The following is a 22,058-nucleotide window of genomic DNA, read 5'->3' on the forward strand; positions in this document are numbered from 1 at the left end:
CGCGCCGCGTTTCGACGCGCCGCGCCAGCCGGGTCCGCCCGCGCCGCCATCGATGCCGGAACCGCCGGCGCCGCCGCCGGCCGGCCGCGATCGTGCCGGTGGGCGCCGTCCGCCTGATATCGGACCTCCGCCGGCGCTGCCGCCCGCTCCGGGCGTGCGCGGCTTCCGCGACATCACGGCCGATGCCAACGATCTCGGCGGCGCCGCCGCGCAGGCCAACCGCGCCGCACGCCGCACCTACGCCAACGTGCCCTCGCCCTCGCCGGAATTCGACCGGCTCGAGCCGAGCCTGGAGAATCGCGCCGGCGAGCAGGACGCGCCCTATTCCTATGACGAGTCGATCGAGGAGGCCGAGCGCTACACGCCGCAGCCGCCTTCGCCGCGTCCGCGTATCGCGGCCGACCGTGACGCCAAGAAGGCCAAGCGCGCCGGCTCCGCATTCCCGTTCAAGAGCGCGATCGCCGTCGGCATCGTGCTGATCCTGGTCGGCGCCGGCATCCTCTGGGGCAAGCCATTGCTCCAGACCGCCACCAACCTGTTCAAGTCCTCGCCGACCCAGGTGGTGGAGGCGCCGAAGGATCCGTCGCAGCCGCAGAGCAAGCCGAAGATCCCCGACCGCGTCGGCCAGCCCTCGGCCAGCGACCAGCCGGTCGCGCCGGTGGCGCAGAAGGTCGTGCTCTATGACGAGGACCCGTCCGACCCGAAGGGCAAGCAATATGTCGGCTCGGTGGTGTGGCGGCTCGAGCCGATCAAGGCGTCGGGCAACCAGAAGGCCGACGTCGCCGTGCGCGCCGAGATCGAGATCCCCGACCGCAAGTTCAAGATGACGATGTCGTTCCGTCGCAATACCGACTCCTCGCTGCCGGCGAGCCATACTGCGGAGCTGACCTTCATCCTGCCGCCGGACTTTCCGGGCGGCAGCGTCTCCAACGTGCCGGGTATCCTGATGAAGTCGAACGAGCAGGCCCGCGGCACGCCGCTCGCCGGCCTCGCGGTCAAGGTCACCGACGGCTTCTTCCTGGTCGGCCTCTCCAATGTCGACGCCGACCGCGCCCGCAACGTCCAGCTCCTGAAGGAGCGTTCCTGGTTCGACGTGCCCCTGGTCTACGCCAACCAGCGCCGCGCCATCATCGCCATCGAGAAGGGCGCCCCCGGCGAGCGCGCCTTCAACGACGCCTTCGCGCAGTGGGGCGATTGAGGCGCTGCTGTCATTCCGGGGCGTGCGACTTGTCCGCCGAAGCTCGAAGAGCGAAGGCGGAAGCACGAACCCGGAATCCATTGCGCAGCACGTGACGTAGAGAGATGGATGGCTACTGCGCCGCCGCTTCCCGCTTCCGTGCCGCCGCGGCGGCCGCGTGCTCGCGGTCCATCACGGCGCGGCAGCCGGGGCTGACTTGGGCCTTTTTCCGCACCATGCAGGCGGTGATCCGGGGGATGTCAGGGATTTCACTCGAGCACAGCCGCATCGCATCGCCCGAGCACATCTGCTGGGCTTCTTGCGAGAAGGCGAGACTGGGTGATGTCTGGAGTGCGAAGCTGGTGGCGAGTGCGACGAGCGAAGCGATGGTCTGAGAGCGTGTCATGAAGGATAGGTCCCCGAGTTCCCGTGGGCTTGAGCCGCTTGATTTTGGGGCGCCGCACGCGGCTTGATCTGCCGCATGTCACAGCCTTCACGCCGGGATCCTAGTCCCGCATGTGGTCGCTCGATTACTTGATGTCGAATCGAAAGTGCTGCGCCGCCCGAGCGAAGTATGCGCCATTGTCACGGGCCTGCAATGGTCATCGCAAAGGAATTCGCAATTGTTGCGCGCACGTCACGCAGCAAACGGCGCTACGCGATTCAAATCAGCCGGTCGGATGATGCGCTCGCCTGTTCCGCATCATCAGCACCCAGCGAAGCGGCATGTTCCTCGACCGCCGTGACGCCCTTCGCGGTGAGCTCGAACAGATCGCCGTCCTTCATCACGTAGCCGCCGGCGATCAGCTCGCCGATCTTGCCCTGCCGGTCGTCGGCGAAGGCAATGGACTGGCTGATGTCCCTGAGGATCGAGAGTTGTTCGTCGCGCAGCATGGCTTCACTCTCCGTTCGCAGGAACGTTTTTTCGATCCTCACATGCCGTGGCTGGCGAACACCTTGCTGCATGCTTTCGACAGCTTGGCCCGGTTGGCCTGCAGGCAGCTCTGCACTGCGCCGTCATTGCCGAGTTCCTTGCGGCACAGCCGCGACGCATCGCGCGAGCAGGCGTTCTGCTCCTGCGGCGTGCCCATGTGGCCCTGGGCGATAGCGGGTGCGCCAGGCAGGCCGCTCAGGGCGACCAGCGTGATCGTCGCCAGACAAAATTTACGGGACATCGGCGGCTCCAGTCCGGCTGGGATGATTTCCAGGTCCTGTCTGAACTCGTCGCCTTGCCACTTGTTCCGCTAGAAGGCGGCCGCCGTCCCGCTGTTCAAGGTTCCCGCGGCGCTGCTATAACGGGGCGGCGTGTGAGGGTATTTGATGAAACGCTATCTGGTGTTTGCGCTGGTCGGCCCGTTCGTCGGCGGGTTCCTGCTGCTGCTGACGACGACTTATCAGTCCGGTTATTGGGCCCAGACCAGTCTCGGCGAGGTCGGCAAGCTGTTCGTGGTTTTCTTCAAGACCCTGCAATACAGCTATCTGTTCGGCTTCCTGCCCTCGCTGATGATCGGCGCGGTCGACGACATCCTGATCCATATCCGCCGGATCGGCCCGGGCTTGCGGATGCTCCTCGTCGGCCTGTTCGCCTTCGTGCTGGCCTCGCTGACCTACAGCTCGCGCGGGCCGGATTCGGGCGTCGTGCAATTCATCCTGTACGGCATGGTCGGCTTCGTGCCGTCGGTGATTTCCTCCTGGCTCGTGCATAGATATGTCGAGGAGCCGCAATCCGCGGCGGCACCGACCTGAACGAGCGGCGTTCGGGCGCGGCGCAGCAACCTCCGCCGCGTTGGCGCGTTTCGCTCAGGTTATGACCATGTCCGACGACGACATCCTTGTGCCCCGCAAGTCCCGTTCCGGGAGCCGTTCGCGCATGGGCAGTGAAGCGCGCGGACCGATCATTGACCAGGAAGGGCATGAGATCCGCCCGGAGACGCTCGACCAGGGCTTTCGCGAGTTTCGCTTCGAGTTCGGCAAGGACAATCCGTTCGGCAATCTGACGCGCGAGCAGCGCATCGCCCGGCTCGAGGCCATCGCAAAACTGCTCGACGTCGCCTTCATCCTGCCCGGCACCAACATCCGCTACGGCATCGACGGGCTGATCGGGCTGATCCCCGTGGTCGGCGACATCATCACGACCGCGATCTCGCTGTGGCTGGTGCGCGAGGCGAGGGCGCTGGGCGCGCCCTGGTACATCACCGCGCGCATGCTCGGCAATGTCGCGGTCGACGGCGTGGTCGGCATGGTCCCGTTCGCGGGCGATGCCTTCGACGTCATGTTCCGCGCCAACATGCGCAACGTCCGCCTGCTCCGCCGCTGGCTCGACAAGCAGCCGCGGATGTAGCGCGCGATGCCGCCTTCTTCGCCTCTCCCCGCTTGCGGGGAGAGGGGGAAGAAAGAGCTACCCCCGAAAACGCAAAAAGCGCGACGGCCTTTCGGCCATCGCGCCTTCCGCGCACATCGGAGCTTGGCGAAAACTTACGCCGCGTCGGCGTCGGTCTCGGCGGCCGGGGCCGGCCGGGGGCGGCGGGGCAGCGGGAAGGCTTCGCTCTCATAGAGCGAGCGGATGCCGTTCTGGTCAAAGCGCGCTTCCTCGACCTGGAGATAGGCGCCGTTCAGCGAATCCGTCGGCAACTGCTCCATCGCGAACTGCACGGCTTCGGCCGCGGTGCCGAACCGGCGATAGGTGAAGCCGGCGCGCTTCTTCTTGCGGATCGCGGCGGGGAAGAGTTCGGCGGAAGTGTTGAAGTTGAACGGACGCAGTGGACGCATGGTCAAAGACCTCGTGATCTCTCTGGGGCTTTAAGCGCGTGGGGTTTGGGAGGGCAGGGGCCACACTCAAGCGAGCCCGCCGCACATGTCATTTTCGTCCCCTAATATAGGCCGTTTTGACAGAAATGCGACCCCTGCGATGCGAGATGATGAATCCGTGCATGGCAGCCCCGCAGCTCAAGAAATATAAGTTATTTCAATGACTTATATGGTTTAAACTTTGCCAGCAAGCAGCAGCACGATCAGCACCACCAGAACGACCCCGCCGATGCCCATGCCGGAATGGCCGAGGCCATAGCCGTAGCCGCCGAACCGGCCGGACAGGCCGCCGACGAGATAGATGATCACGAGGATGATCAGGACGGTCCCAAGGGTCATGGCTTCCTCCCTGGCGGGCCGCCGAAATGCGCTAGTCGGCGCACCGCCAGGGAAGAAAAGCACATCGCGCCACCGGGTTCCATGGGGGAACCCGACGGCGCGCTGGGTTATTTGGGCTCGAGCTTCAGCGCCGCGGAGTTGATGCAGTAGCGCAGGCCGGTCGGGCCGGGGCCGTCGGGGAAGACGTGGCCGAGATGGCCGCTGCATTTGGAGCAGAGCACCTCGGTGCGGATCATGCCGTGGCTGACATCGCGCTCCTCGTCGATATGGCTCTCGACCGCAGGCGCGGTGAAGCTCGGCCAGCCGCAGCCGGAATCGAACTTGGCATCGGACTCGAACAGCACATTGCCGCAACCGGCGCAGACGTAAGTGCCGGCACGGTGGTCGTGCTCATATTCGCCCGTGAAGGGACGCTCGGTCGCCTTCTCGCGCAGCACCGCGTACTGCATCGGCGACAGCTCGCGCCGCCACTGCTCTTCGCTCTTGATGACCTTGTTGTCGGTGGTTTTTGCCTTGGTGTCGGGCATGGGTCTCCCGTTTCTTCGATGGTCTTGCGTTCGATGATCTCGCGATCAGTTGGTGGCCTTGCTGGCATTCACCAGCGTCGGCTTCTCGATGTAGTTATCCGCGAACAGCTTTTTCAGGTTCTCAACCTTGGGCAGGTCGTTATAGGCGATGTAGGGCTGGTTCGGGTGCAGCGTCAGATAGTCCTGGTGGTAGGCCTCCGCCGGATAGAACGCCTCCAGCGCGCCGACCTTGGTCACGATCGGCTTGCCGAACACCTTGGCGCCGTTGAGCTGGGCGATATAGGCCTCCGCGACCTTCTTCTGCTCGTCGGAGGTGGTGAAGATCGCCGAGCGATATTGCGTGCCGATGTCCGGGCCCTGGCGGTTGAGCTGGGTCGGGTCGTGCACCACCGAGAAGTAGATCTGGAGGATCTTTCCGTAGGAGATCTTCTTCGGATCGTACTTGATCTCGACCGATTCCGCGTGGCCGGTGCGGCCGCTCGAGACGGTCTGATAGTCGGCGGTCGCCTTGGTGCCGCCGGCATAGCCGGAGACCGCGTTGACCACGCCGGCGGTGTGCTGGAAGACGCCCTGCACACCCCAGAAGCAGCCGCCGGCGATCACCGCGGTCTGGATGCCGCTCGCGGGCGCTGCGTCCACGGCGGGGGCGGGGATCACCACCGCCTCCTCGGCGGCACGCGACGGCACGGCAAAGGCCAGTGTCGCGGCGGCGGTGGCGGCGAGCAGGGTCAGGAGGGCAGGACGGCGCATGGCGGAGCCTCTTTGGCGGAAGGTGAGACAGTCTAGGTCGGTTGGCACCGGGCGAACAGCCTGCCCGGCCGCATTTCAGTCACTGGAGATACGGGGACAGGGATCGATTGTTACGCCGATACGGACACGAGTCTGTGAAAGAAGCGGGCTGAGACAGCCGGCTTGGCAGGGTTGGGAACTCCGCGGTAGATGAACCCGCGCCATCGAAGATAGACCTAGAAAAGTGGTGGCTGGAGCTGGCCTGACAACATGCTGCGCGTCGTTTCCCTGACCTTCGTCACTCTGATCGCCAGTGTCGCGATCGCCACGGCAGATCAAGTCAGCGACGATCTCGCCCTCTGCCGCGACCGCCAGGCGGACATGCAGGCCCGCGCACCGGCCTGCGACAATCTGCTCAACGCCGATCGCGTGACCGGCAAGGACAAGGCCATCGCACTGTCGGTGCGCGGCAATACCCTGATCAACAAGCGCGACTACGTCCACGCCATCGAGGCCCTGTCCATGGCCATCGATCTCGATCCTGACTACGCCATTGCGCTCAACCTGCGCGGCCTCGCCTATGAGCGCAAGGGCCAGGACGACCTCGCGATGGCCGACTACAACCTCGCGCTCCAGAAGCGGCCGACCTACGGTGTCCCCTACAACAATCGCGGCGTCATCCATTTGCGCAGGGGCGCACTGCAAAGCGCGCTCGACGATTTCAACCTGTCGATCAAATATACGCCGAAATTCCTGCTCGGCTGGACCAATCGTGCCCGCGTGCGCACGCTGATGAAGGATTTCAACGGCGCGATCGCCGACTTTGCGGAAGCCGAGAAGATCGATCCGGCCGCGCCGCAGATCGCAAGCAACCGCTGCATCACCTGGGGCATGATGGGCAAGTACGAGCAGGCCTTTGCCGACTGCAACGGCCTGATCGAGCGGCAGCCGAGAAACGTGTACGTGATCAACAATCGCGCCGATGTCAGCATGATGAAGGGCGACCTCGACGCCGCGCTGAAGGACTACAACACGGCGATCGAGATCAATCCGAACAATGTCCGGGCACATTCCGGCCGCGGCCAGATCTACGAGCGGAGGAAGGATCTCGCCCAGGCTCGCGCCGACTATCGTGCGGCGGCCTACTCGCTGACGAGGTTCGACGAGATCGACGTCGCGCGCGCCCGCACCATCGCGCAGGAGCGGCTCGCCGCGCTGACGCCGCAAGCGCCGGCGGGCGCGCCCGGCGGGCGCCGCGTCGCGCTCGTGATCGGCAACGGCGCCTACAAGAACGTCCACGCTCTGCCCAATCCGCCGCGCGACTCGAAATTGATCGCGAGCGTGCTGAAGGATGTCGGTTTCCAGACCGTGATCTCGGTCAGCGATCTCACCCGCGACAAGTTCTTCGACGCGCTGAAGACCTTCGCGGAGGAGGCGGAGAAGGCCGACTGGGCCGTGGTCTATTATGCCGGCCACGGCTTTGAGATCGGCGGGGTGAACTATCTCGTCCCTGTCGATGCCAAGCTCGCCGCCGACAAGGATGCCGAGACGCAGGCGGTCGCGCTGGAGCAGGTCATCGCCGCGGTCGGTGCCGCGCGAAAGATGCGTCTCGTGGTGCTCGATGCCTGCCGCGACAATCCGTTCGCGCCGACCATGCAGCGCACTCTGTCGCTGAAGCTGGTCGACAAGGGCTTTTCCAACATCGAGCCCGGCGCCGGCTTCATGGTGGTCTATGCCGCCAAGCACGGCGAGACCGCGATGGACGGCGACGGGGCCGCCAACAGCCCGTTCGCCACGGCGCTCGCCCGCGAGATCAAGGAGCCGAAGGTCGAGATCCGAAAGCTGTTCGACATCATCCGCGACGACGTCTGGGCCGCGACCAAGCACGAGCAGCAGCCGTTCACCTACGGCTCGCCTCCGGGGCGGGAGGATTTTTATTTCGTGGCGGGGAAGTGAGCTGCGCGTGTGACGCGACGGCGGCACCTCGTTCTCGGAGCCGTAGGGTGGGCAAAGCGAAGCGTGCCCACGCGTTTTATTCTGCTTATGGAGAGAGATCGTGGGCACGGCGCTGCGCGCCTTTGCCCACCCTACGGCAGCGTCACACGACGATACTCAGCCGCTTCGCCGCCCGCGTAATGCCCGTGTACAGCCACCTTGCCCGGCTATCCCCAAACGCAAAGCTCTCGTCGAACAGGACGACGTCGTCCCATTGCGAGCCCTGTGACTTGTGCACGGTCAGCACATAGCCATAGTCGAACTCGTCGTAGGGCTTGCGCTGCTCCCAGGCGATCTGCTCGATGCCGCCCTCGAAACAATCGGCGCGCACCGAGACTTTCGTCACCTTGTGCCCGAAATCCTCGTCCGGCGACAGTCGCATGGAGAGGATGCGCGATTTCGAGCGCGAGGTGTTGCGCGACTTCACGCGCCACAGGCCGCCGTTGAACAGTCCCTTCTTGCGGTTGTTGCGCAGGCAGACCAGCTTGTCACCGGCGACCGGAAAGACATCCTCGATGTTCTGGCGCTGGCGCACCCGCATATTGTAGGCGCGTCGCGTGTTGTTGCGCCCGACCAGGACCTGGTCGGCGCCCATGACGCGGTCAGGATCGAGCTCTTTCCGCGACACCACCTCGCTCTCACCGTAGCGGCCGATGTCGAGCTCGCGGCCCTCGCGGACGTCCATCGACATCCGCACGATCGGGTCGTCCTGGGCCTGGCGGTGCACCTCGGTCAGCATCGCGTCGGGCTCTGAATTGGTGAAGAAGCCGCCGCCCTGGATCGGCGGCAGCTGCGCGGGATCGCCCAGCACCAGGAGCGGGCAGTCGAACGACATCAGGTCGCGGCCGAGTTCAGCGTCGACCATGGAGCATTCGTCGATCACGATCAGCTTGGCCTTCGAGGCCGGCGCGTCGTCCCACAATTCAAAGCTCGGCTGCTCCTCGCCGGATTCGCGGGCGCGGTAGATCAGCGAGTGGATGGTGGAGGCCTCGTCGCAACCCTTGTTGCGCATCACGAGGGCCGCCTTGCCGGTGAAGGCGGCGAATTTCACCTCGCCGTCCACGCCCTCGGCGATATGCCGCGCCAGCGTGGTCTTGCCGGTGCCGGCAAAGCCGAACAGGCGGAAAACGGGCGGCGTGCCGCCCCGTCCCGGCTTGGCCTTGAGCCAATCGCCGACGGCTTTGAGCGCGGCATCCTGATGCGGGGTGAAAGTGGCCATATCTGTCTTGAGGAGGGGCGAAACGAGGCGATTCGCCATCCCCCAAAACTAACCATTCGCCCCGCCGGTTCAAGCGCGGGGAGGCGTTCTCTGCAGCCCATCCTTCGAGACGCCCGCCTCTGGCGGGCCCTCAGGATGAGGGCGGAGTGCGCGGGGGCAGTTTCAGCAGGCACAGATGCCGCTAAGCCTCATCCTGAGGAGACCGCAAAGCGGTCGTCTCGAAGGACGAGGCGCTTGCTCAGGCCTCGCCAAACCCTACTGCCAGCCCGGAACGCCGCGCATGTCGGGCAGCTGGTGGGCGATGCCCTTGTGGCAGTCGATGCAGGTCTTTTCCTTGGTGAACAGGAAGCGCTGGTGCGCGACCGAGGCCCGCGGCGACTGTTTTGTGATGTCCATGGAATCGGCGCTGTGGCAGTTGCGGCATTCCAGGGAGTCATTGGCCTTGAAGCGCGCCCATTCATGCGCGGCGAGCTCGAGCCGGTGATCCAGGAATTTCTCCCGTGTGTCGATCGTGCCAAAGATCTTACCCCAGACCTCCTTGGAGGCCTGCATCTTGCGCGCGATCTTGTCGGTCCAGTTGTGCGGTACGTGGCAGTCCGGGCAGGTGGCGCGCACGCCGGAGCGGTTGGTGAAGTGGATGGTCGACTTCAGCTCGGCGAAGACGTTGTCCTTCATCTCGTGGCAGCCGGTGCAGAACTTCTCGGTGTTGGTCAGCTCCAGCGCGGTGTTGAAGCCGCCCCAGAAGATCACGCCGGCCACGAAGCCCGCCAGCACCAGCGTGCCGAGCGCGAACACCGAGCTCGGCCGGATCAGCACGCCCCACAGCTCGAGCAGGAAATCCCAGCAGCGCAGGATGAAGCCGCGCTTGGTCTCCAGCTTCTCCTTTGGCTCGTCAGCAGTCGTCGTCATCGCCGGCCACCGGGGCTTGCGCGCGACAGCAGCGTGTCGATGTCGGTAAAATCGTTGCTGACGGGCGGGTTGGCCGTGTTCTGCGGCACGTGGCATTCGGTGCAGAAGAAGCGACGCGGCGAGATCGAGGCCAGGAACTGGCCGTCGCGGTCCATGAAATGCGTGATCGACACCATCGGCGCCTGCGATTCCGCGGTCCGCGCCCGGGCGTGGCAGGACAGACACTTGTTGCCGTTGAGATCGATTTGATAGCCGTCGATCGTGTGCGGGATGACCGGCGGCTGCTCCGGATAGTTGCGCGTCTCCTTCTCGGACGTATTGCGGTTGGGCAGCATCGGCGGCGCCGGGCCCTCGTCATTGAGCGGCGCCGCGCCGCGCAGGCCCGAGGTCACCGTCTGCGCGGTCAGCGAACTCGTGCCGGCGGCAATCGCGACCGCGAGCAGGGCGATACCAAATCGTTTCATCATGACAGGTTCACCCGCTCGATGCGCACGGCGCATTTCTTGAAGTCGGTCTGCAGCGAGATCGGATCGGTGGCGTCCAGCGTCACCTTGTTGATCAGCTTGGATTCGTCGAACCACGGCACGAACACCAGGCCGCGCGGCGGCCGGTCGCGGCCGCGGGTCTCGACGCGGGCACGGATGAAGCCGCGGCGCGAGACCACCTTCACCTCGTCGCCGCGCCGCAGCTTCATGTCCTGCGCGTCGTCCGGATGCATGAAGCACACGGCCTCGGGGAACGCCTTGTAGAGCTCGGGCACGCGGCGCGTCATGGTGCCGGAATGCCAGTGCTCCAGCACGCGGCCGGTCGAGAGCCAGTAGGGATAGTCGTTATCGGGCGATTCCGCCGCCGGCTCGAAGGGCAGCGCGAAGATGCGCGCCTTGCCGTCGGGATAGCCGTAGAACTGCACGTCGGTGCCCTGCTTGACGTAGGGGTCGCTGCCCTCGCGGAAGCGCCACTTCGTCTCCTGGCCGTTGACGACCGGCCAGCGCAGGCCGCGCTCCCGGTGATAGGTGTCGAACGGCGCGAGGTCGTGGCCGTGGCCGCGGCCGAACTGGGCATATTCCTCGAACAGTCCCTTCTGCACGTAGAAGCCGAACGCCTTGGCTTCCTCGTTGGCGTAGCCTTGTTCGATCTCGGTCACAGGGAATTTGTCGACCTGGCCGTTCTTGTAGAGCACGTCGAACAGCGTCTTGCCGCGATAGTCCGGCTTCTTGGCGATCAGCTCCTCGGGCCAGACCTCCTCGATCTTGAAGCGCTTTGAAAATTCCATGAGCTGCCAGAGATCGGATTTGGCTTCGCCCGGCGCGGTGACGAGCTGGTGCCAGAACTGCGTGCGCCGCTCGGCATTGCCGTAGGCGCCTTCCTTCTCGACCCACATCGCGGTCGGCAGGATCAGATCGGCAGCGAGCGCCGTCACGGTCGGATAGGCATCCGAGACCACGATGAAATTGTCGGGGTTGCGGAAGCCCGGATAGGTCTCCTCGTTGACGTTCGGGCCGGCCTGGAGGTTGTTGTTGACCTGCACCCAATAGGCATTGATCAGGCCGTCCTTCAGCATTCGGCTTTGCAGCACGGCGTGGGCGCCGTTCTTGTCGGGAATGGTGCCCTCGGGCAGCTGCCAGATGTGCTCGGCGTGATCGCGATGCGCCTTGTTGGTCACGACCATGTCGGCGGGCAGGCGATGCGAGAAGGTGCCGACCTCGCGCGCGGTGCCGCAGGCCGACGGTTGGCCGGTCAGCGAGAACGGGCTGTTGCCGGGCGAGGAGATCTTTCCGGTCAGAAGATGGATGTTGTAGACGAGGTTGTTGCACCAGACGCCGCGGGTGTGCTGGTTGAAGCCCATGGTCCAGAACGAGATCACCTTGGTCTTGGGATCGGCATAGAGCTCGGCGAGCGCCTCCAGGCGATTGAGCGGCACGCCGGACATCTCGGCGGCCTTCTCCAGCGTGTACTCCGAGACGAACTTGACGAATTCGTCGTAGCTCATGTCGGTGGAGTCGTTGGCTTTCGCGGCGCCCGTTGCCTTCTTCTGCAGCGGGTGCTCCGGCCGCAGGCCATAGCCGATGTCGGTTTGGCCGCGCTTGAACACGGTATGGGCGGCAACAAAATCCTTGTTGACGCGGCCGGTCTTGATGATGTGGTTGGCGATGGCGTTGAGGATGTAGAGATCGGTCTGCGGCACGAACACCATGCCGATGTCGGCAAGGTCGAACGAGCGGTGCTCGAACGTCGAAAGCACGGCGACGCGGACATGCGGCGCGGAGAGCCGGCGGTCGGCGATGCGCGTCCACAGGATCGGGTGCATCTCCGCCATGTTGGAGCCCCACAGCACGAAGGCGTCGGTGGCCTCGATGTCGTCATAGCAGCCGGCCGGCTCGTCGATGCCGAAGGTGCGCATCATGCCGGCGACGGCCGAGGCCATGCAGTGGCGCGCATTGGGATCGATGTTGTTGGTGCGGAAGCCGGCCTTGTAGAGCTTCGAGGCGGCGTAACCTTCCCAGATCGTCCACTGGCCGGAGCCGAACATGGCAAGACCATTCGGCCCGCGCTTCTTCAGCGTCTCCTTCCACTTCACCTCCATGATGTCGAAGGCTTCGTTCCAGGACACGGGCGTGAAGTCGCCGTTCTTGTCGTATTTGCCGTTCGTCTTGCGCAGCATCGGCTGCGTCAGGCGGTCGTGGCCGTACATGATCTTGGAGAGGAAGTAGCCCTTGACGCAGTTGAGGCCGCGATTGACCTCGGCCTTGATGTCGCCATGCGTGGCGACGACGCGGTTGTCCTTGGTCGCGACCATCACCGAGCAGCCGGTGCCGCAGAAGCGGCAGGCGGCCTTGTCCCATTTCATTTCGCTGACTTCGCGCTCGGCGGCGAGGTTGGCGGCGAGCGCCGGCGCCGGGAGGCCGGCGGCGGCCGCGGCGATCGCGGCGGCCTCGAGCTTCAGCATCTGGCGGCGGTCGAGCTTCGGCGATGTCATGATGGCTCTCCGGCCCTTAAGTCGTTTCGATGGCGTGGAAGACCAGCGCCGCGGAATAGACGTGCTGCAGCGACTGGATGGTGTTGAGCATGGTGCCGAGGCTGCCGGCATCGGGCGCTTCAGTGACCACGATGAGCTTGCCGCGCGCGTCGCGGCCGTGGATCTCGCAGCCGGGCAGCGCCGTGATCTCGGCTTCGACCTCGGCGAGGCGCTCGGGCCGTGCCTGCACGATGATGCTGGCGATCTCGCAGCCCGGCGGCGACACGATGCGGTCGGCGCTGAGCACGCGGCCGGTGATCAGGGCGCGGCGGTTGAGTTTGGTTCGGTTGAGTGTGGTCTGGGCCATGATGCCTGTCTTTCGCTTGTCGAAGGATCAATGCGCGGAGGTTGGCGGGCCGGGAGGGCCGGCGAACATCTGGTAGATCCAGACGCCGAGCCCGTAGGAGCCGACCGTTCCAACCGCGAGGACGGGCATCACGACCGCGGTCAGGAACAGGAAAGCGAAAATCTCCATGCGCTTACGGCGCACGCGCGAAGTCGTGTCGTCAGGGGCCGACATATTCGGTCTCTTCGGGATGGTATGGGAATCATCGGGACGGCATCCGGGCCGTTGCCTTGCTGCACTTTTGCTGCATTTGGGCCGGTGCGGCCTTGATCTGGATCAACCTGTCGACTTGCGCGGATGTCGCAGCGGCGGGCCCGGGGCGGGTATGCGTGGCGATGCGCAGGCTCGAAATCATTCTCCCGCGCGGCGGAATTGCCGCTCCGTAGACAGCTCCGCCTCACACTTTAAGATGACCTCAACAACAAGAAGCGGGCAAGAAAACTGGGAGAGGCGTCATGAAGTTCGGCATCTTCTACGAGCTGCAGCTGCCACGGCCCTGGGTGGCCGGCGACGAGCTCAGGCTCTACCAGAATGCCCTCTCGCAGATGGAACTCGCCGACAGGCTCGGCTACGACCACGCCTGGGTCGTCGAGCATCACTTCCTCGAGGAATATTCCCACTCGCCCTCGCCGGAATCCTTCCTCGCCGCCGCCAGCCAGCGCACGAAGAACATCCGCCTCGGCCACGGCATCCTCCAGCTCACCACCAATCATCCGGCGCGCGTGGCCGAGCGTGTCGCGGTGCTCGATCTGCTCAGCAACGGCCGCTGCGAGTTCGGCATGGGCGAGAGCGCGTCGATCACGGAGCTGGAGCCGTTCGGCCGCGACATGGAGACCAAGAAGGAGGTGTTCGAGGAGGCCGTCGCCGCGATCTTCCCGATGTTCAAGGACGCAGGCAGCGAGCATCACGGCAAGTATTTCGACATTCCCTTGCGCAACGTCGTGCCGAAGCCGGTACAGAAGCCGCATCCGCCACTCTGGATGGCCTGCTCGCAGCTGCCGACCATCGAGCGCGCCGGCCGTCATGGCTTCGGTGCGCTCGGCTTTCAGTTCGTCAGCGCCGACGCTGCGCACGCCTGGGTGCACGCTTACTACAACGCCATGACCAAGCGCCTGCACAAATTGGCCGACTACGAGATCAATCCGAACATGGCGCTGGTCTCGTTCTTCATGTGCGCCAGGACGGATGAAGAAGCGCGAGCGCGCGCCGACGGCGCCACCTTCTTCCAGTTCGCGCTGCGCTTCTACGGCGCCTCGCAGAATCGCCAGCGTCCCGCGCCCCACACCGTCAACATGTGGGACGAGTACAACAAGTGGAAGCGTGACAATCCGGAGGCGCAGGAGGCCGCGCTACGCGGCGGCCTGATCGGCTCGCCCGAGACCATCCGAAAGAAGCTGAAGCGCTTCCAGTCGTCGCATATCGATCAGGTCATCTTGCTGAATCAAGCGGGCAAGAACAGCCACGAGCACATCTGCGAATCGCTGGAATTGTTCGGCCGCGAAGTGATGCCGGAGTTCCAGAACGATCCGGCGCAGGCCGCGTGGAAACAGGGCGTGATGAGCGGCGAAATCAAGCTGGAAGAGATCGACACCGTGGCTTTTACGGATCGCTACGGCAAGCTCGCGATCAATGTCGCTCCAGTGAAAGCGGTGGCGGAGTAGGCTGCTCCTCAAGTCATGTTGCTGACGCATTCTCTGTCTTAGTCATTAACAACGTAAAACACTGCGTGGGAACCACTTTGGTTCGCACAACGGTTCCATTGCCAAGGGGTTGGCGCGAACCCGCAAAAACACGGTGCAAGCTTCATGAACGCTTCTGCGTTCGCTTGTGCTGTTTGCGGTGTCGGGAACCGGCGATCTAAAAAATCACAGGAGTTATGATGTTGTTTCCCTCGAGCGCCGCAATCTGCGGCGCCCTGGTTGCGCTTGTCGTTTCTGTCACTGTTGCTCGAAGTGAAACGCGTGGGGGTCACGCAAACGCCGTCGTCGATGCCGCCTCCGGGGAGGCGGTCGTTGGCGCTGCATCCACGTACAATCCGTTCAAGCCCGGCAAGGAGGAGGGCGGTCCGAAGACAGCCTCCGGCGAGCGCTATGATCCCTCCGATTGGGCGGCTGCGATCAAGACGACCTTGCGTCGGAAATTCGGTGGGGTGCTATTTGGTGCGAGGCCGAAATTTGCACTCGTCGAGGCCGCGGGCAAGAAGGTCATCGTCAAGATCAATGACGTGGGGCCCCTCAGGCCCGGCCGCATCATCGACTTCAACGAGCGGACGATGCGCCATTTCGATCCCAGCCTGGAGCGCGGAGTCATCAAGGATGTGAAAGTCATCCCGCTTGCAGGGGACAATTGGACGCTGGGGCCGGTGGGCTGAGCATCCTGCGCGGAAGAGGTCGTGTACGTCGATCAGCGGGGCCACTTAGATGGCTCCCGCACCGCGGGTGACTTCCGATCCGCAACGGATGTGGCAGACATGAAAAGCTGGACGCGGGCGGTCTCGAGTCCTGAGCTTGGATGGCTCTGACGATCGCATCACGGACTGACGCGATCGCCTCTAGCTTCTGCCGTACTGGTCTCGCCCACCTGCCAACTGCCGCAGATGGTCGACCAGACGTTCGCTTTGGGTCACACGCGATCTTCGACGAGAAGCGAGCAAGAAAGATGCATCGCGCTGCCACCGGGGCGCTACTGGGCGGACTTTGCATTCGGCCCATGGTTCCTCGCGACTCGCACACAATGAATCCATGGCTCCGCCAGATTTGGGCCGCATGACGGCCTATCTCGCCGAGAAGGGTCATGCCGGTGGGGGGCGCAACACCGGGAGTTTTCGATGTCCGGTCATTTGCGGCTTTGCCAGGCGAGTTTAGTTCTTGTTGGGGTTCTGGCAGCGACACCTGCGTTGTCCAACCCTCTTGCCGACCTTTTCAGTAGCCCTGCGCGCGAGCCGGCGGCGACCGCTCCGGCGCAGGCGGAATGCTTGCCGCGGCCCGGTAACTCGGCCGGTGAGGACCAGCGCTGGGTCTATCGGCGAGATCAGGGCCGCAAATGCTGGTTCCTGGCCGATCGTATGACCACGGTGAAAAAGCCGGCTCATCGTCGCCTGGCCCATCGCCGCGCCAATCCTGACGAGAACGAAACTGCGCGGCCCAGGCGGCGGATCTCGGTAGTTGATGCGCGCGCGGAGCTGGAGCGCTCCGCACTGGCAGAGGGCGTCCAGCCGACGCCGCCTCCACGCGAGGTCAAGGTCGCTGATGCCGCTTTCGTTGTCGGTACGAGCACGCCGCCCTCGATGCCGGCCGCGCCCGCGACCCCTCTTCAAACCGGCCAGCCCACGCCCAAGAACGCCGTGCCGGCCCAAGCAGATGTGCAGAAGCTTGCAGCGCCCGCAAGCGACGCGGCCTTTGCCCCGGTGAGCATCCGCGTTGCGGAAGCGGCCGATGAGAGAGGCTGGACGGCAACCTGGGTGGGCTTGCTGCTGATGGCCTTGGGAGTTGGCTCAGTCCTAAGCTCGAGCCGCGCGCTGCGCGATGCCGTGCTGTTGCGCCATTGAGCGAATGGAAGCCCCGGGGTCACTCGCGCTTGCGAGTCCCGCAGCATTGCTCGCCGGTCATCGCGTTTGCCGCATCCTGCATCTCGTCAATATTGCTTACGGTAATCCCCCGGAGTTGCCGTTGCGCCAAACGCGGTCTGGGATGCGGCATTCAACGCATCCCCTCTGGAGCAACGGTCGCGCTGCATTCGAGTCGTAGATTGAGTTGGAGATGATCATGCGCAACATCGCACTGGTGATTGTGTTCGTGAGCTCGCTGGCGGCTCCGGCATTGGCTCAGAAGTCCGAGATTGAAGCGATCAATGCCAAATTTGTTGAATTGTTCAACAAGGGCGATTTCTCTGGCATTGCCTCGCTCTATAGCGACGATGCGACCGCTCTGCCGCCCGGCTCTCCGATGGTGCGGGGCCGAGCAGCCATCGAGGCAATGTGGAAAAGCATGGCGGAGCAGGTCGGCGATCCCAAGCTCACGGTTGTTGACGTGAAGGCGCTTGGCCCTTTGGCGGCACGCGAGATCGGCACGTTTGCCCTGAAGACCAAGGCGCCGACACCGCAGGAAGTGACCGGGAAGTACGTCGTTGTTTGGGAAAAGGTCGGAAATGACTGGAAGCTCACCACCGACATATGGAACGATGGCAAGTAGGCCGCTCGCAGGCGTAGTTGAGGCCGCTCCGACTTCCGTCAAAATCCCGTTGCTGCTATCCTGTCGCAAAACAACGGTTGCGGAGGGAAAATGCGGTCTCAGGCGGTGCCCACACATCCGTCGGCGGCGGGTGATGTCACGGCCGCGGTGCTCGCCATCGGCCGCTCCGACTTCCCAAACGTTCTGATCGACACGCTGCGCCGGCAGGCGGAGGTCGGCCATTGCATGGTCTTCGCGCTGAGCCGCGCCGGCGCCGCGCGCTGCCTGCTCGATGCCGGCAACATCCCGATCGGCGGCGATCTCGGCGCGGCCTATGCCGGCCAGTTCCACGAATCCGATCCCAACCGCGACGCGCTGTTCGAAGGCGAGGGCGATGCGCCGATCATGCTGCCGGCGTTCGCGCCGCGCATGTACGGCGCGCGCTATCGAAAAATCTTCTTCCAGGATTCCGGCATCGTCGACAAATGCGCGGCCGCGATCTGGACCGGCGACACCTGCTTTTACGTCAACTTCTATCGCATCGCCGCGCAGGGCCGTTTCGACGCCGCGCAGCGCGCGCGGCTAGAGGCCATCGCGCCGGCGATCGCGGCAAGCGTCGCCCGCCATTTTCAGGAGAAGGCAGCGCCCGATCAGTCTCTCGCGGCCTTGTTCGCGACCCGTCCGCCGCTCGCCGCTCTCACGCCGCGCGAGCAGGAGGTCTGCCGCCGCATCCTCGCAGGCTTCAGCTCCGAGGCGATCTCGCGAGAGCTCGGCATCAGCCTGCATTCGACGCTGACCTACCGCAAGCGCGCCTATGAGCGGCTCGGCATCTCATCGCAGGGCGAGCTGTTCGCGATCGTGCTGCGCCTGCTGACGCGCGGTCTGAATTAACGCCTGGGCGCCTGCTATACGGAAAGTCGCGACCGATAGGGCGCGGTCAGGAGCAGCATGAAAAGCGCTCTTTCGGCCTGGTACTTTGCGGCAGGTCGACTGGATTCCCGGCCCTGCATCACGACCGCGCCCTGGACGGTGCAGACGCTCCAGTTCCATTTCCTCCGCCTGCGCGGTGCCAGGGTCACTTCGAAAATCGGAAACTCCGGTGTCGCCATCCCCGCCGCTCGTCAGACATCCAACTTCGGCACAGTTGAACCCGGAGGGCCGACCTGTGTCTTCACCCATTTGGGTGAAGAGGAGCTTGCTCATACCAGGTAGATCTGATCGGGCTGGATGAGTCCGGCTTCAGTCTTTTAGCTGCAATCTGGGGATGGCACCGAAGAGCGCAGCTGCGCTCTTCTGGTTGCGGGTTCCCGTCTTGGCAAGGACGGCCTTGATCTGGGTGCGGATTGTCTCGCGACTCAGCCCGTGATGCGCCGCGATGTCGCCGATCGTCTGTCCTTGCGCGATTCCGCGCGCAACGCGCGCCTCGCTGGGGGTGAGATCGAACAGGCCGCGAATGAGCGCCAGGCTCGGCGCCTGGGAGGCGGTGACTGGCGTCGCAATGAGGAGGCCAACCGCCCCGTCGAACAGATCGCGTGCCTCACCCGGCATCGGAACGAGATGAAGGACCACCCGGTCAAGATCGCTTGTGCGACGCGCGGCGAAGGAGCAGACGGCTTTGTCCGGCGAATCCAGTTGAGCCAGGCCGGCGCGCAGCATTGTGTCGGCCGCGCGGTCCCTGATGGCGATCCGGTCCTTCGGCAACCAGTTCAGAACGTCCGTCATGGCTTCGATCAGGGCATTCGCTGCCAGAACCCGTCCGGAGCGCGCAATCGCGAGGGCTGGCAAGCCGACCAGCGACAGCGCCTCGGTTGCCGCCCGCATCCGGGTGAGACGCCAGCGCGTCGACAGCAGAGCCGCCCGCGCGAGATGGGGGCGAAACCGGTCGAGAAAATCGAGGTCCTGCCGCGAAAAAGCGGGGCGGCCGGCCAATCGTTCCATATGGAACACGATGATCTCACCGGATGGGCTGCGGACGGCCGTCGCGCAGGCGTGCTCGAAGCCCCACTTCTTGTTCCATTCCACCCGATAGGGATCGCGCTCCCATTCTTCCAGCGAAAAGACATCCTGCTCGCTGACGAAGCCGGGGTGATCAAGTGCCAGGAGCCTGGGGGTCGTCTCCGTGCGACTGGAGATGTCGTCACGCAGGAACGCCGAGAATGCCTCACGGATCGACGGCGACGTCACGACGCCATTCCAGACGCCGGCCCACTGATCGGAGTCTGTGGTAATCATGACCATGCCATGCGCACCGGCGGCATGAGCGATTTCTTCCAGGACGTCCGGCCAGAGTTCCGGGACAGTCGCAGCCTCATGGATGCGATCCACAATCTGCTCGAAATCGATGCCCGTCATTGCCACGATGGACTCATCAGATTCGACCGATCTTTCAGACGCGCGGCGTGAATTTTCGTATCAGCCTTCGTGCTTCGCTCGTCCAAGGCCCTTGATACCAACCCACTTCAGCGGAACTCAATTGCTACTATTTCCCGGGCGGGCCCCCATGGACGCCTAGCAGAAATCATGTTCACATTTCAACTATTTGAGGGGTCTTGGGTTATCTGGGCGGCGCGCGATCTCAGGACCTGGGGGCACCGGTGATCGCCGGGGTTCCAGCCGGACCTCGCCCGCGGAGGCAGCCAATTTCGTGTCTGCTCCGCCGAACAGGGGTAGAGTGTCGCAGGGGTCACATCCGAGGAGCAACATCATGACCCTACTTCCTGAGCTGGTTCGCGCTAAAATTGACCGGCATGTCTTCGCGATCATGACCAACACGATGCCGCCCCGAGATCCTGATGACGACGAAGAGGATGAGGAGGACGAGCAAGACGAAGAAGAGAACCAAACCGACGAACCGGCGGTCGTGCGCGAGCCGGACGAGGACTAAGCAGGACGCTTAGACATAGACTGAGCTTCGGTAACTGAGCTTCAGTGCGATCCCCAGCCTGCGTGCAGCGCGCTGGTCCGCCCGGCGGCTTTTAAGGTCGGTCTCAATCCGAGAGCAGCCGGCAGACGCTGAATGGACCACGCAGCAACCTATCGGCGTTCGCGGGTAGAGGAGGTGCGCATGACTCTCATATGGCTTGGAGTGCTCCTTGTTTTCGGCGGCGTATTCCAAATGGCGTTTCAGCCCATTTGGCGAGGCCGATTCAGCGGCGGGAAGTGGCTTCGCTCCGGGCGTGACACGCTGGAGCCTGAAAAGCCCGGGAGCGGCTTCGGCGTCAAATCGAACTGGCCTGGACTTGTGATGGTCGCGCTTGGCGGCGCTTTCTTGCTGGCCGGAGCTGCCATCTGAGTTGAAACGAGTGCCTCGGGCGTTGCCCGTGATCTGGCTGCCAATGTGCGAAAGCGCGCCCATGAGCGGCTCCGGCATCTCCTCGCAGAACGAACTGTTTGCGATTGTGCTGCCGCTGCTTACGGGGCCTAGCCGCCTGAACTAAGGGCTGCTCCAGGTCCGCGATGCCTGCTTCCGAGAGCAAAGCGGACACGCAGCTCGCCCGCCAGGATCGTCGCCTTTTGGACCCAATGCGGACATTCGCTAGCAGGATCTCGCGCACGCGCCGATCAGGGGCACGTGGCTCGGCCGGGATCTCTGCCGGCGTGACGAACCCCACGCGGCGAATCGCCGAAGCGAGCTCGGAACAGGCGATTGAAATGCGAAACATCCGAGAAGCCTACCTCCAGCGCGATATCGGAAATTAGCTGCGCGCTGACGCGCGCCTCGGTTAACAGTTTGAACGCAAGTTGGAGACGTAGCTCATTCACGTGCCCGGTGAACGATGATCCTGATAACGCCATCAGGCGCTGCAGATAGCGAGGTGAAATGCCTTGGCGATGAGCGACCTCCTCGACGCTAAGCCCAGGCTTCTGAAAGTGTGCCCCGATGTAGTCGAGTACGGCGCTGTGGCGCGCGACCACGACCGCACTCGCATCGCTCTCGCCCAAGGGAGCGCACTCGCTGACCGCGAGCGCAACAAGATCACAGGTGTGGGCTACGACCGCATCACGCAGCTTGGGGGCGGCCAGAGCCCCCTCCTTAAATGCTGACTTCAGATAGGCCATGAGGAGGCGGAGTGGTTCATTTCGCTGAGGAATCGGCCGCATGGCGAGGCTCTCGATGTCTGTCACGCGCTGCGCAAGCGCCTCGCGGGGTACCGCCAGACCAAATAGTATTCCGTCGATATAGGTGACGGTAGCGGGCTCCGAATGCAGAATCGAGGTTGCATCGCCGGCGCAAAGCTCGATGTCCCGGCCGCGCTGCGACAAACGACTTTTGCCGGGTAAGCAGACGATGAGGCCGATCGAGTCGTCGCCGTCAGCAACGCTCGCCCGCAAGCGCTTGAAGCGCATGGGAGAGCCTTTCAGTGCGAGAGTGCGTAGACCCCGGAGCGCTTGCAATGTTGCGTCGGCTTGAAACGGAACGTTCGTTAGAGGTTCGATATCGACGTGAACTATTCCCCGCACAAACCTCTCGCGCCATAGTGGAAGTCGCATCCGCTCCGGATGCTCGCGCGTCGAGAATCGATGCGATACGAAATTGGCTGCGTCCGTAGACATGGGGACCTCCAGCCTTGATAAGCCACTGGCGCAAATGCTGCGGCAGGTCAGCTGCCGGTATCCGTATTTTGCAATTCGCGCACCGACCGTCTCCTCAGGTACGCAGGATTCCAAGAAGCTACTTCATTTGTCTGCTAGTCTCATTCACCTGTGATTGATGCTGATGTGAACTGGCTCACGTGGCGACCAGAAAATTACGGCAATTTTTGATTGCAAATGCCGCGTGCAAATATCTCCTTTAAAAGGAGATGATTGTAAGGGCTCTATTTC

Annotated in this window: 25 protein-coding genes; 10 read left to right on the forward strand and 15 right to left on the reverse strand. The window is 63.9% G+C overall.

Annotated features, from left to right (window positions below; all coding sequences use genetic code 11):
• Window positions 1–1,198 (forward strand): hypothetical protein (locus XH79_RS08460; RefSeq protein ID WP_271581363.1); only part of this gene is annotated, 1,198 nt, incomplete at its 5' end.
• A 112-nt stretch (window positions 1,199–1,310) separates the two neighbouring features.
• On the opposite strand, the gene XH79_RS08465 is transcribed toward XH79_RS08460, so the two are convergent.
• The 3 genes from XH79_RS08465 to XH79_RS08475 form a co-directional block, all read right to left on the reverse strand.
• On the reverse strand, window positions 1,311–1,583 hold the full coding sequence (locus XH79_RS08465; protein WP_271581364.1) for a hypothetical protein: 273 nt from the start codon (window positions 1,581–1,583) through the stop codon (window positions 1,311–1,313).
• Window positions 1,584–1,840: 257 nt separating this feature from the next.
• Window positions 1,841–2,071 carry a hypothetical protein gene (locus tag XH79_RS08470; RefSeq protein ID WP_271581365.1) on the reverse strand — a complete coding sequence of 77 codons (231 nt, stop codon included), beginning with the start codon at window positions 2,069–2,071 and terminating at the stop codon, window positions 1,841–1,843.
• A 38-nt stretch (window positions 2,072–2,109) separates the two neighbouring features.
• Entirely contained in the window at window positions 2,110–2,352 is a 243-nt protein-coding gene (locus tag XH79_RS08475) for a hypothetical protein (RefSeq protein WP_212345209.1), read from the reverse strand.
• Window positions 2,353–2,497: 145 nt separating this feature from the next.
• Between XH79_RS08475 and XH79_RS08480 the strand changes: the two genes are divergently transcribed.
• Complete coding sequence (locus XH79_RS08480; protein WP_271581366.1) at window positions 2,498–2,923, forward strand: DUF5413 family protein; 426 nt, start codon at window positions 2,498–2,500, stop codon at window positions 2,921–2,923.
• Between the two features lie 61 nt (window positions 2,924–2,984).
• The gene (locus XH79_RS08485; RefSeq protein WP_271581367.1) at window positions 2,985–3,518 is read left to right on the forward strand and encodes a DUF4112 domain-containing protein; all 534 of its coding nucleotides are present in this window, start codon (window positions 2,985–2,987) and stop codon (window positions 3,516–3,518) included.
• A gap of 134 nt (window positions 3,519–3,652) precedes the next feature.
• On the opposite strand, the gene XH79_RS08490 is transcribed toward XH79_RS08485, so the two are convergent.
• The 4 genes from XH79_RS08490 to msrA all read right to left on the reverse strand — a co-directional run bounded on the left by XH79_RS08490 (window position 3,653) and on the right by msrA (window position 5,601).
• The gene (locus XH79_RS08490; protein WP_014492502.1) at window positions 3,653–3,946 is read right to left on the reverse strand and encodes a hypothetical protein; all 294 of its coding nucleotides are present in this window, start codon (window positions 3,944–3,946) and stop codon (window positions 3,653–3,655) included.
• Between the two features lie 213 nt (window positions 3,947–4,159).
• A complete protein-coding gene (locus tag XH79_RS08495) occupies window positions 4,160–4,324 on the reverse strand; it encodes a DUF3309 family protein (protein ID WP_018641496.1) in 165 nt (54 codons plus the stop codon).
• A gap of 107 nt (window positions 4,325–4,431) precedes the next feature.
• On the reverse strand, window positions 4,432–4,851 hold the full coding sequence (gene msrB, locus XH79_RS08500) for a peptide-methionine (R)-S-oxide reductase MsrB (protein ID WP_271581368.1): 420 nt from the start codon (window positions 4,849–4,851) through the stop codon (window positions 4,432–4,434).
• A gap of 45 nt (window positions 4,852–4,896) precedes the next feature.
• On the reverse strand, window positions 4,897–5,601 hold the full coding sequence (msrA, locus tag XH79_RS08505) for a peptide-methionine (S)-S-oxide reductase MsrA (RefSeq protein WP_271581369.1): 705 nt from the start codon (window positions 5,599–5,601) through the stop codon (window positions 4,897–4,899).
• Window positions 5,602–5,850: 249 nt separating this feature from the next.
• On the opposite strand from msrA, the gene XH79_RS08510 reads away from it, so the two are divergent.
• Entirely contained in the window at window positions 5,851–7,536 is a 1,686-nt protein-coding gene (locus XH79_RS08510; RefSeq protein WP_271581370.1) for a caspase family protein, read from the forward strand.
• Window positions 7,537–7,678: 142 nt separating this feature from the next.
• On the opposite strand, the gene XH79_RS08515 is transcribed toward XH79_RS08510, so the two are convergent.
• The 6 genes from XH79_RS08515 to napE all read right to left on the reverse strand — a co-directional run bounded on the left by XH79_RS08515 (window position 7,679) and on the right by napE (window position 13,239).
• Entirely contained in the window at window positions 7,679–8,794 is a 1,116-nt protein-coding gene (locus XH79_RS08515; protein ID WP_212345225.1) for an ATP-dependent DNA helicase, read from the reverse strand.
• Window positions 8,795–9,049: 255 nt separating this feature from the next.
• Complete coding sequence (locus XH79_RS08520; protein WP_271581371.1) at window positions 9,050–9,703, reverse strand: NapC/NirT family cytochrome c; 654 nt, start codon at window positions 9,701–9,703, stop codon at window positions 9,050–9,052.
• A complete protein-coding gene (locus XH79_RS08525) occupies window positions 9,700–10,170 on the reverse strand; it encodes a nitrate reductase cytochrome c-type subunit (protein WP_271581372.1) in 471 nt (156 codons plus the stop codon). Before XH79_RS08525 ends, XH79_RS08520 begins: the two co-directional genes overlap by 4 nt.
• Entirely contained in the window at window positions 10,167–12,680 is a 2,514-nt protein-coding gene (gene napA, locus XH79_RS08530; protein WP_212345231.1) for a nitrate reductase catalytic subunit NapA, read from the reverse strand. Before napA ends, XH79_RS08525 begins: the two co-directional genes overlap by 4 nt.
• Before the next feature lie 16 nt (window positions 12,681–12,696).
• Window positions 12,697–13,026 (reverse strand): chaperone NapD, encoded by a 330-nt coding sequence (locus tag XH79_RS08535; RefSeq protein ID WP_271581373.1) that lies wholly within the window; start codon window positions 13,024–13,026, stop codon window positions 12,697–12,699.
• A gap of 27 nt (window positions 13,027–13,053) precedes the next feature.
• Entirely contained in the window at window positions 13,054–13,239 is a 186-nt protein-coding gene (napE, locus tag XH79_RS08540) for a periplasmic nitrate reductase, NapE protein (protein WP_018641487.1), read from the reverse strand.
• A gap of 281 nt (window positions 13,240–13,520) precedes the next feature.
• On the opposite strand from napE, the gene XH79_RS08545 reads away from it, so the two are divergent.
• The 5 genes from XH79_RS08545 (at window position 13,521) to XH79_RS08565 (ending at window position 18,125) form a co-directional block, all read left to right on the forward strand.
• Window positions 13,521–14,726 carry an LLM class flavin-dependent oxidoreductase gene (locus XH79_RS08545; protein ID WP_271581374.1) on the forward strand — a complete coding sequence of 402 codons (1,206 nt, stop codon included), beginning with the start codon at window positions 13,521–13,523 and terminating at the stop codon, window positions 14,724–14,726.
• 215 nt (window positions 14,727–14,941) lie between these two features.
• A complete protein-coding gene (locus XH79_RS08550) occupies window positions 14,942–15,436 on the forward strand; it encodes a septal ring lytic transglycosylase RlpA family protein (protein ID WP_271581375.1) in 495 nt (164 codons plus the stop codon).
• A gap of 456 nt (window positions 15,437–15,892) precedes the next feature.
• Window positions 15,893–16,612: a hypothetical protein gene (locus XH79_RS08555; RefSeq protein ID WP_271581376.1), complete on the forward strand. Its 720-nt coding sequence runs from the start codon at window positions 15,893–15,895 to the stop codon at window positions 16,610–16,612.
• Window positions 16,613–16,829: 217 nt separating this feature from the next.
• The gene (locus XH79_RS08560) at window positions 16,830–17,255 is read left to right on the forward strand and encodes a YybH family protein (RefSeq protein ID WP_245003959.1); all 426 of its coding nucleotides are present in this window, start codon (window positions 16,830–16,832) and stop codon (window positions 17,253–17,255) included.
• Window positions 17,256–17,345: 90 nt separating this feature from the next.
• Window positions 17,346–18,125, forward strand: coding sequence for a helix-turn-helix transcriptional regulator (locus XH79_RS08565; RefSeq protein WP_212345248.1), 780 nt, complete (start codon window positions 17,346–17,348; stop codon window positions 18,123–18,125).
• A gap of 348 nt (window positions 18,126–18,473) precedes the next feature.
• Here the strand turns inward: XH79_RS08565 and XH79_RS08570 are convergent, their stop codons facing one another.
• Entirely contained in the window at window positions 18,474–19,586 is a 1,113-nt protein-coding gene (locus XH79_RS08570) for a helix-turn-helix transcriptional regulator (RefSeq protein ID WP_271581377.1), read from the reverse strand.
• A 352-nt stretch (window positions 19,587–19,938) separates the two neighbouring features.
• Here XH79_RS08570 and XH79_RS08575 point away from each other — a divergent pair, with 352 nt between their 5' ends.
• Window positions 19,939–20,118, forward strand: coding sequence for a hypothetical protein (locus XH79_RS08575; RefSeq protein WP_271581405.1), 180 nt, complete (start codon window positions 19,939–19,941; stop codon window positions 20,116–20,118).
• Window positions 20,119–20,795: 677 nt separating this feature from the next.
• Here XH79_RS08575 and XH79_RS08580 read toward each other — a convergent pair.
• The gene (locus XH79_RS08580) at window positions 20,796–21,788 is read right to left on the reverse strand and encodes a helix-turn-helix transcriptional regulator (RefSeq protein ID WP_333938861.1); all 993 of its coding nucleotides are present in this window, start codon (window positions 21,786–21,788) and stop codon (window positions 20,796–20,798) included.
• Window positions 21,789–22,058: the final 270 nt, after the last annotated feature.

The sequence above is a fragment of the Bradyrhizobium sp. CCBAU 45389 genome (assembly GCF_028128625.1).
GTDB classification, from domain to species: domain Bacteria; phylum Pseudomonadota; class Alphaproteobacteria; order Rhizobiales; family Xanthobacteraceae; genus Bradyrhizobium; species Bradyrhizobium liaoningense_B.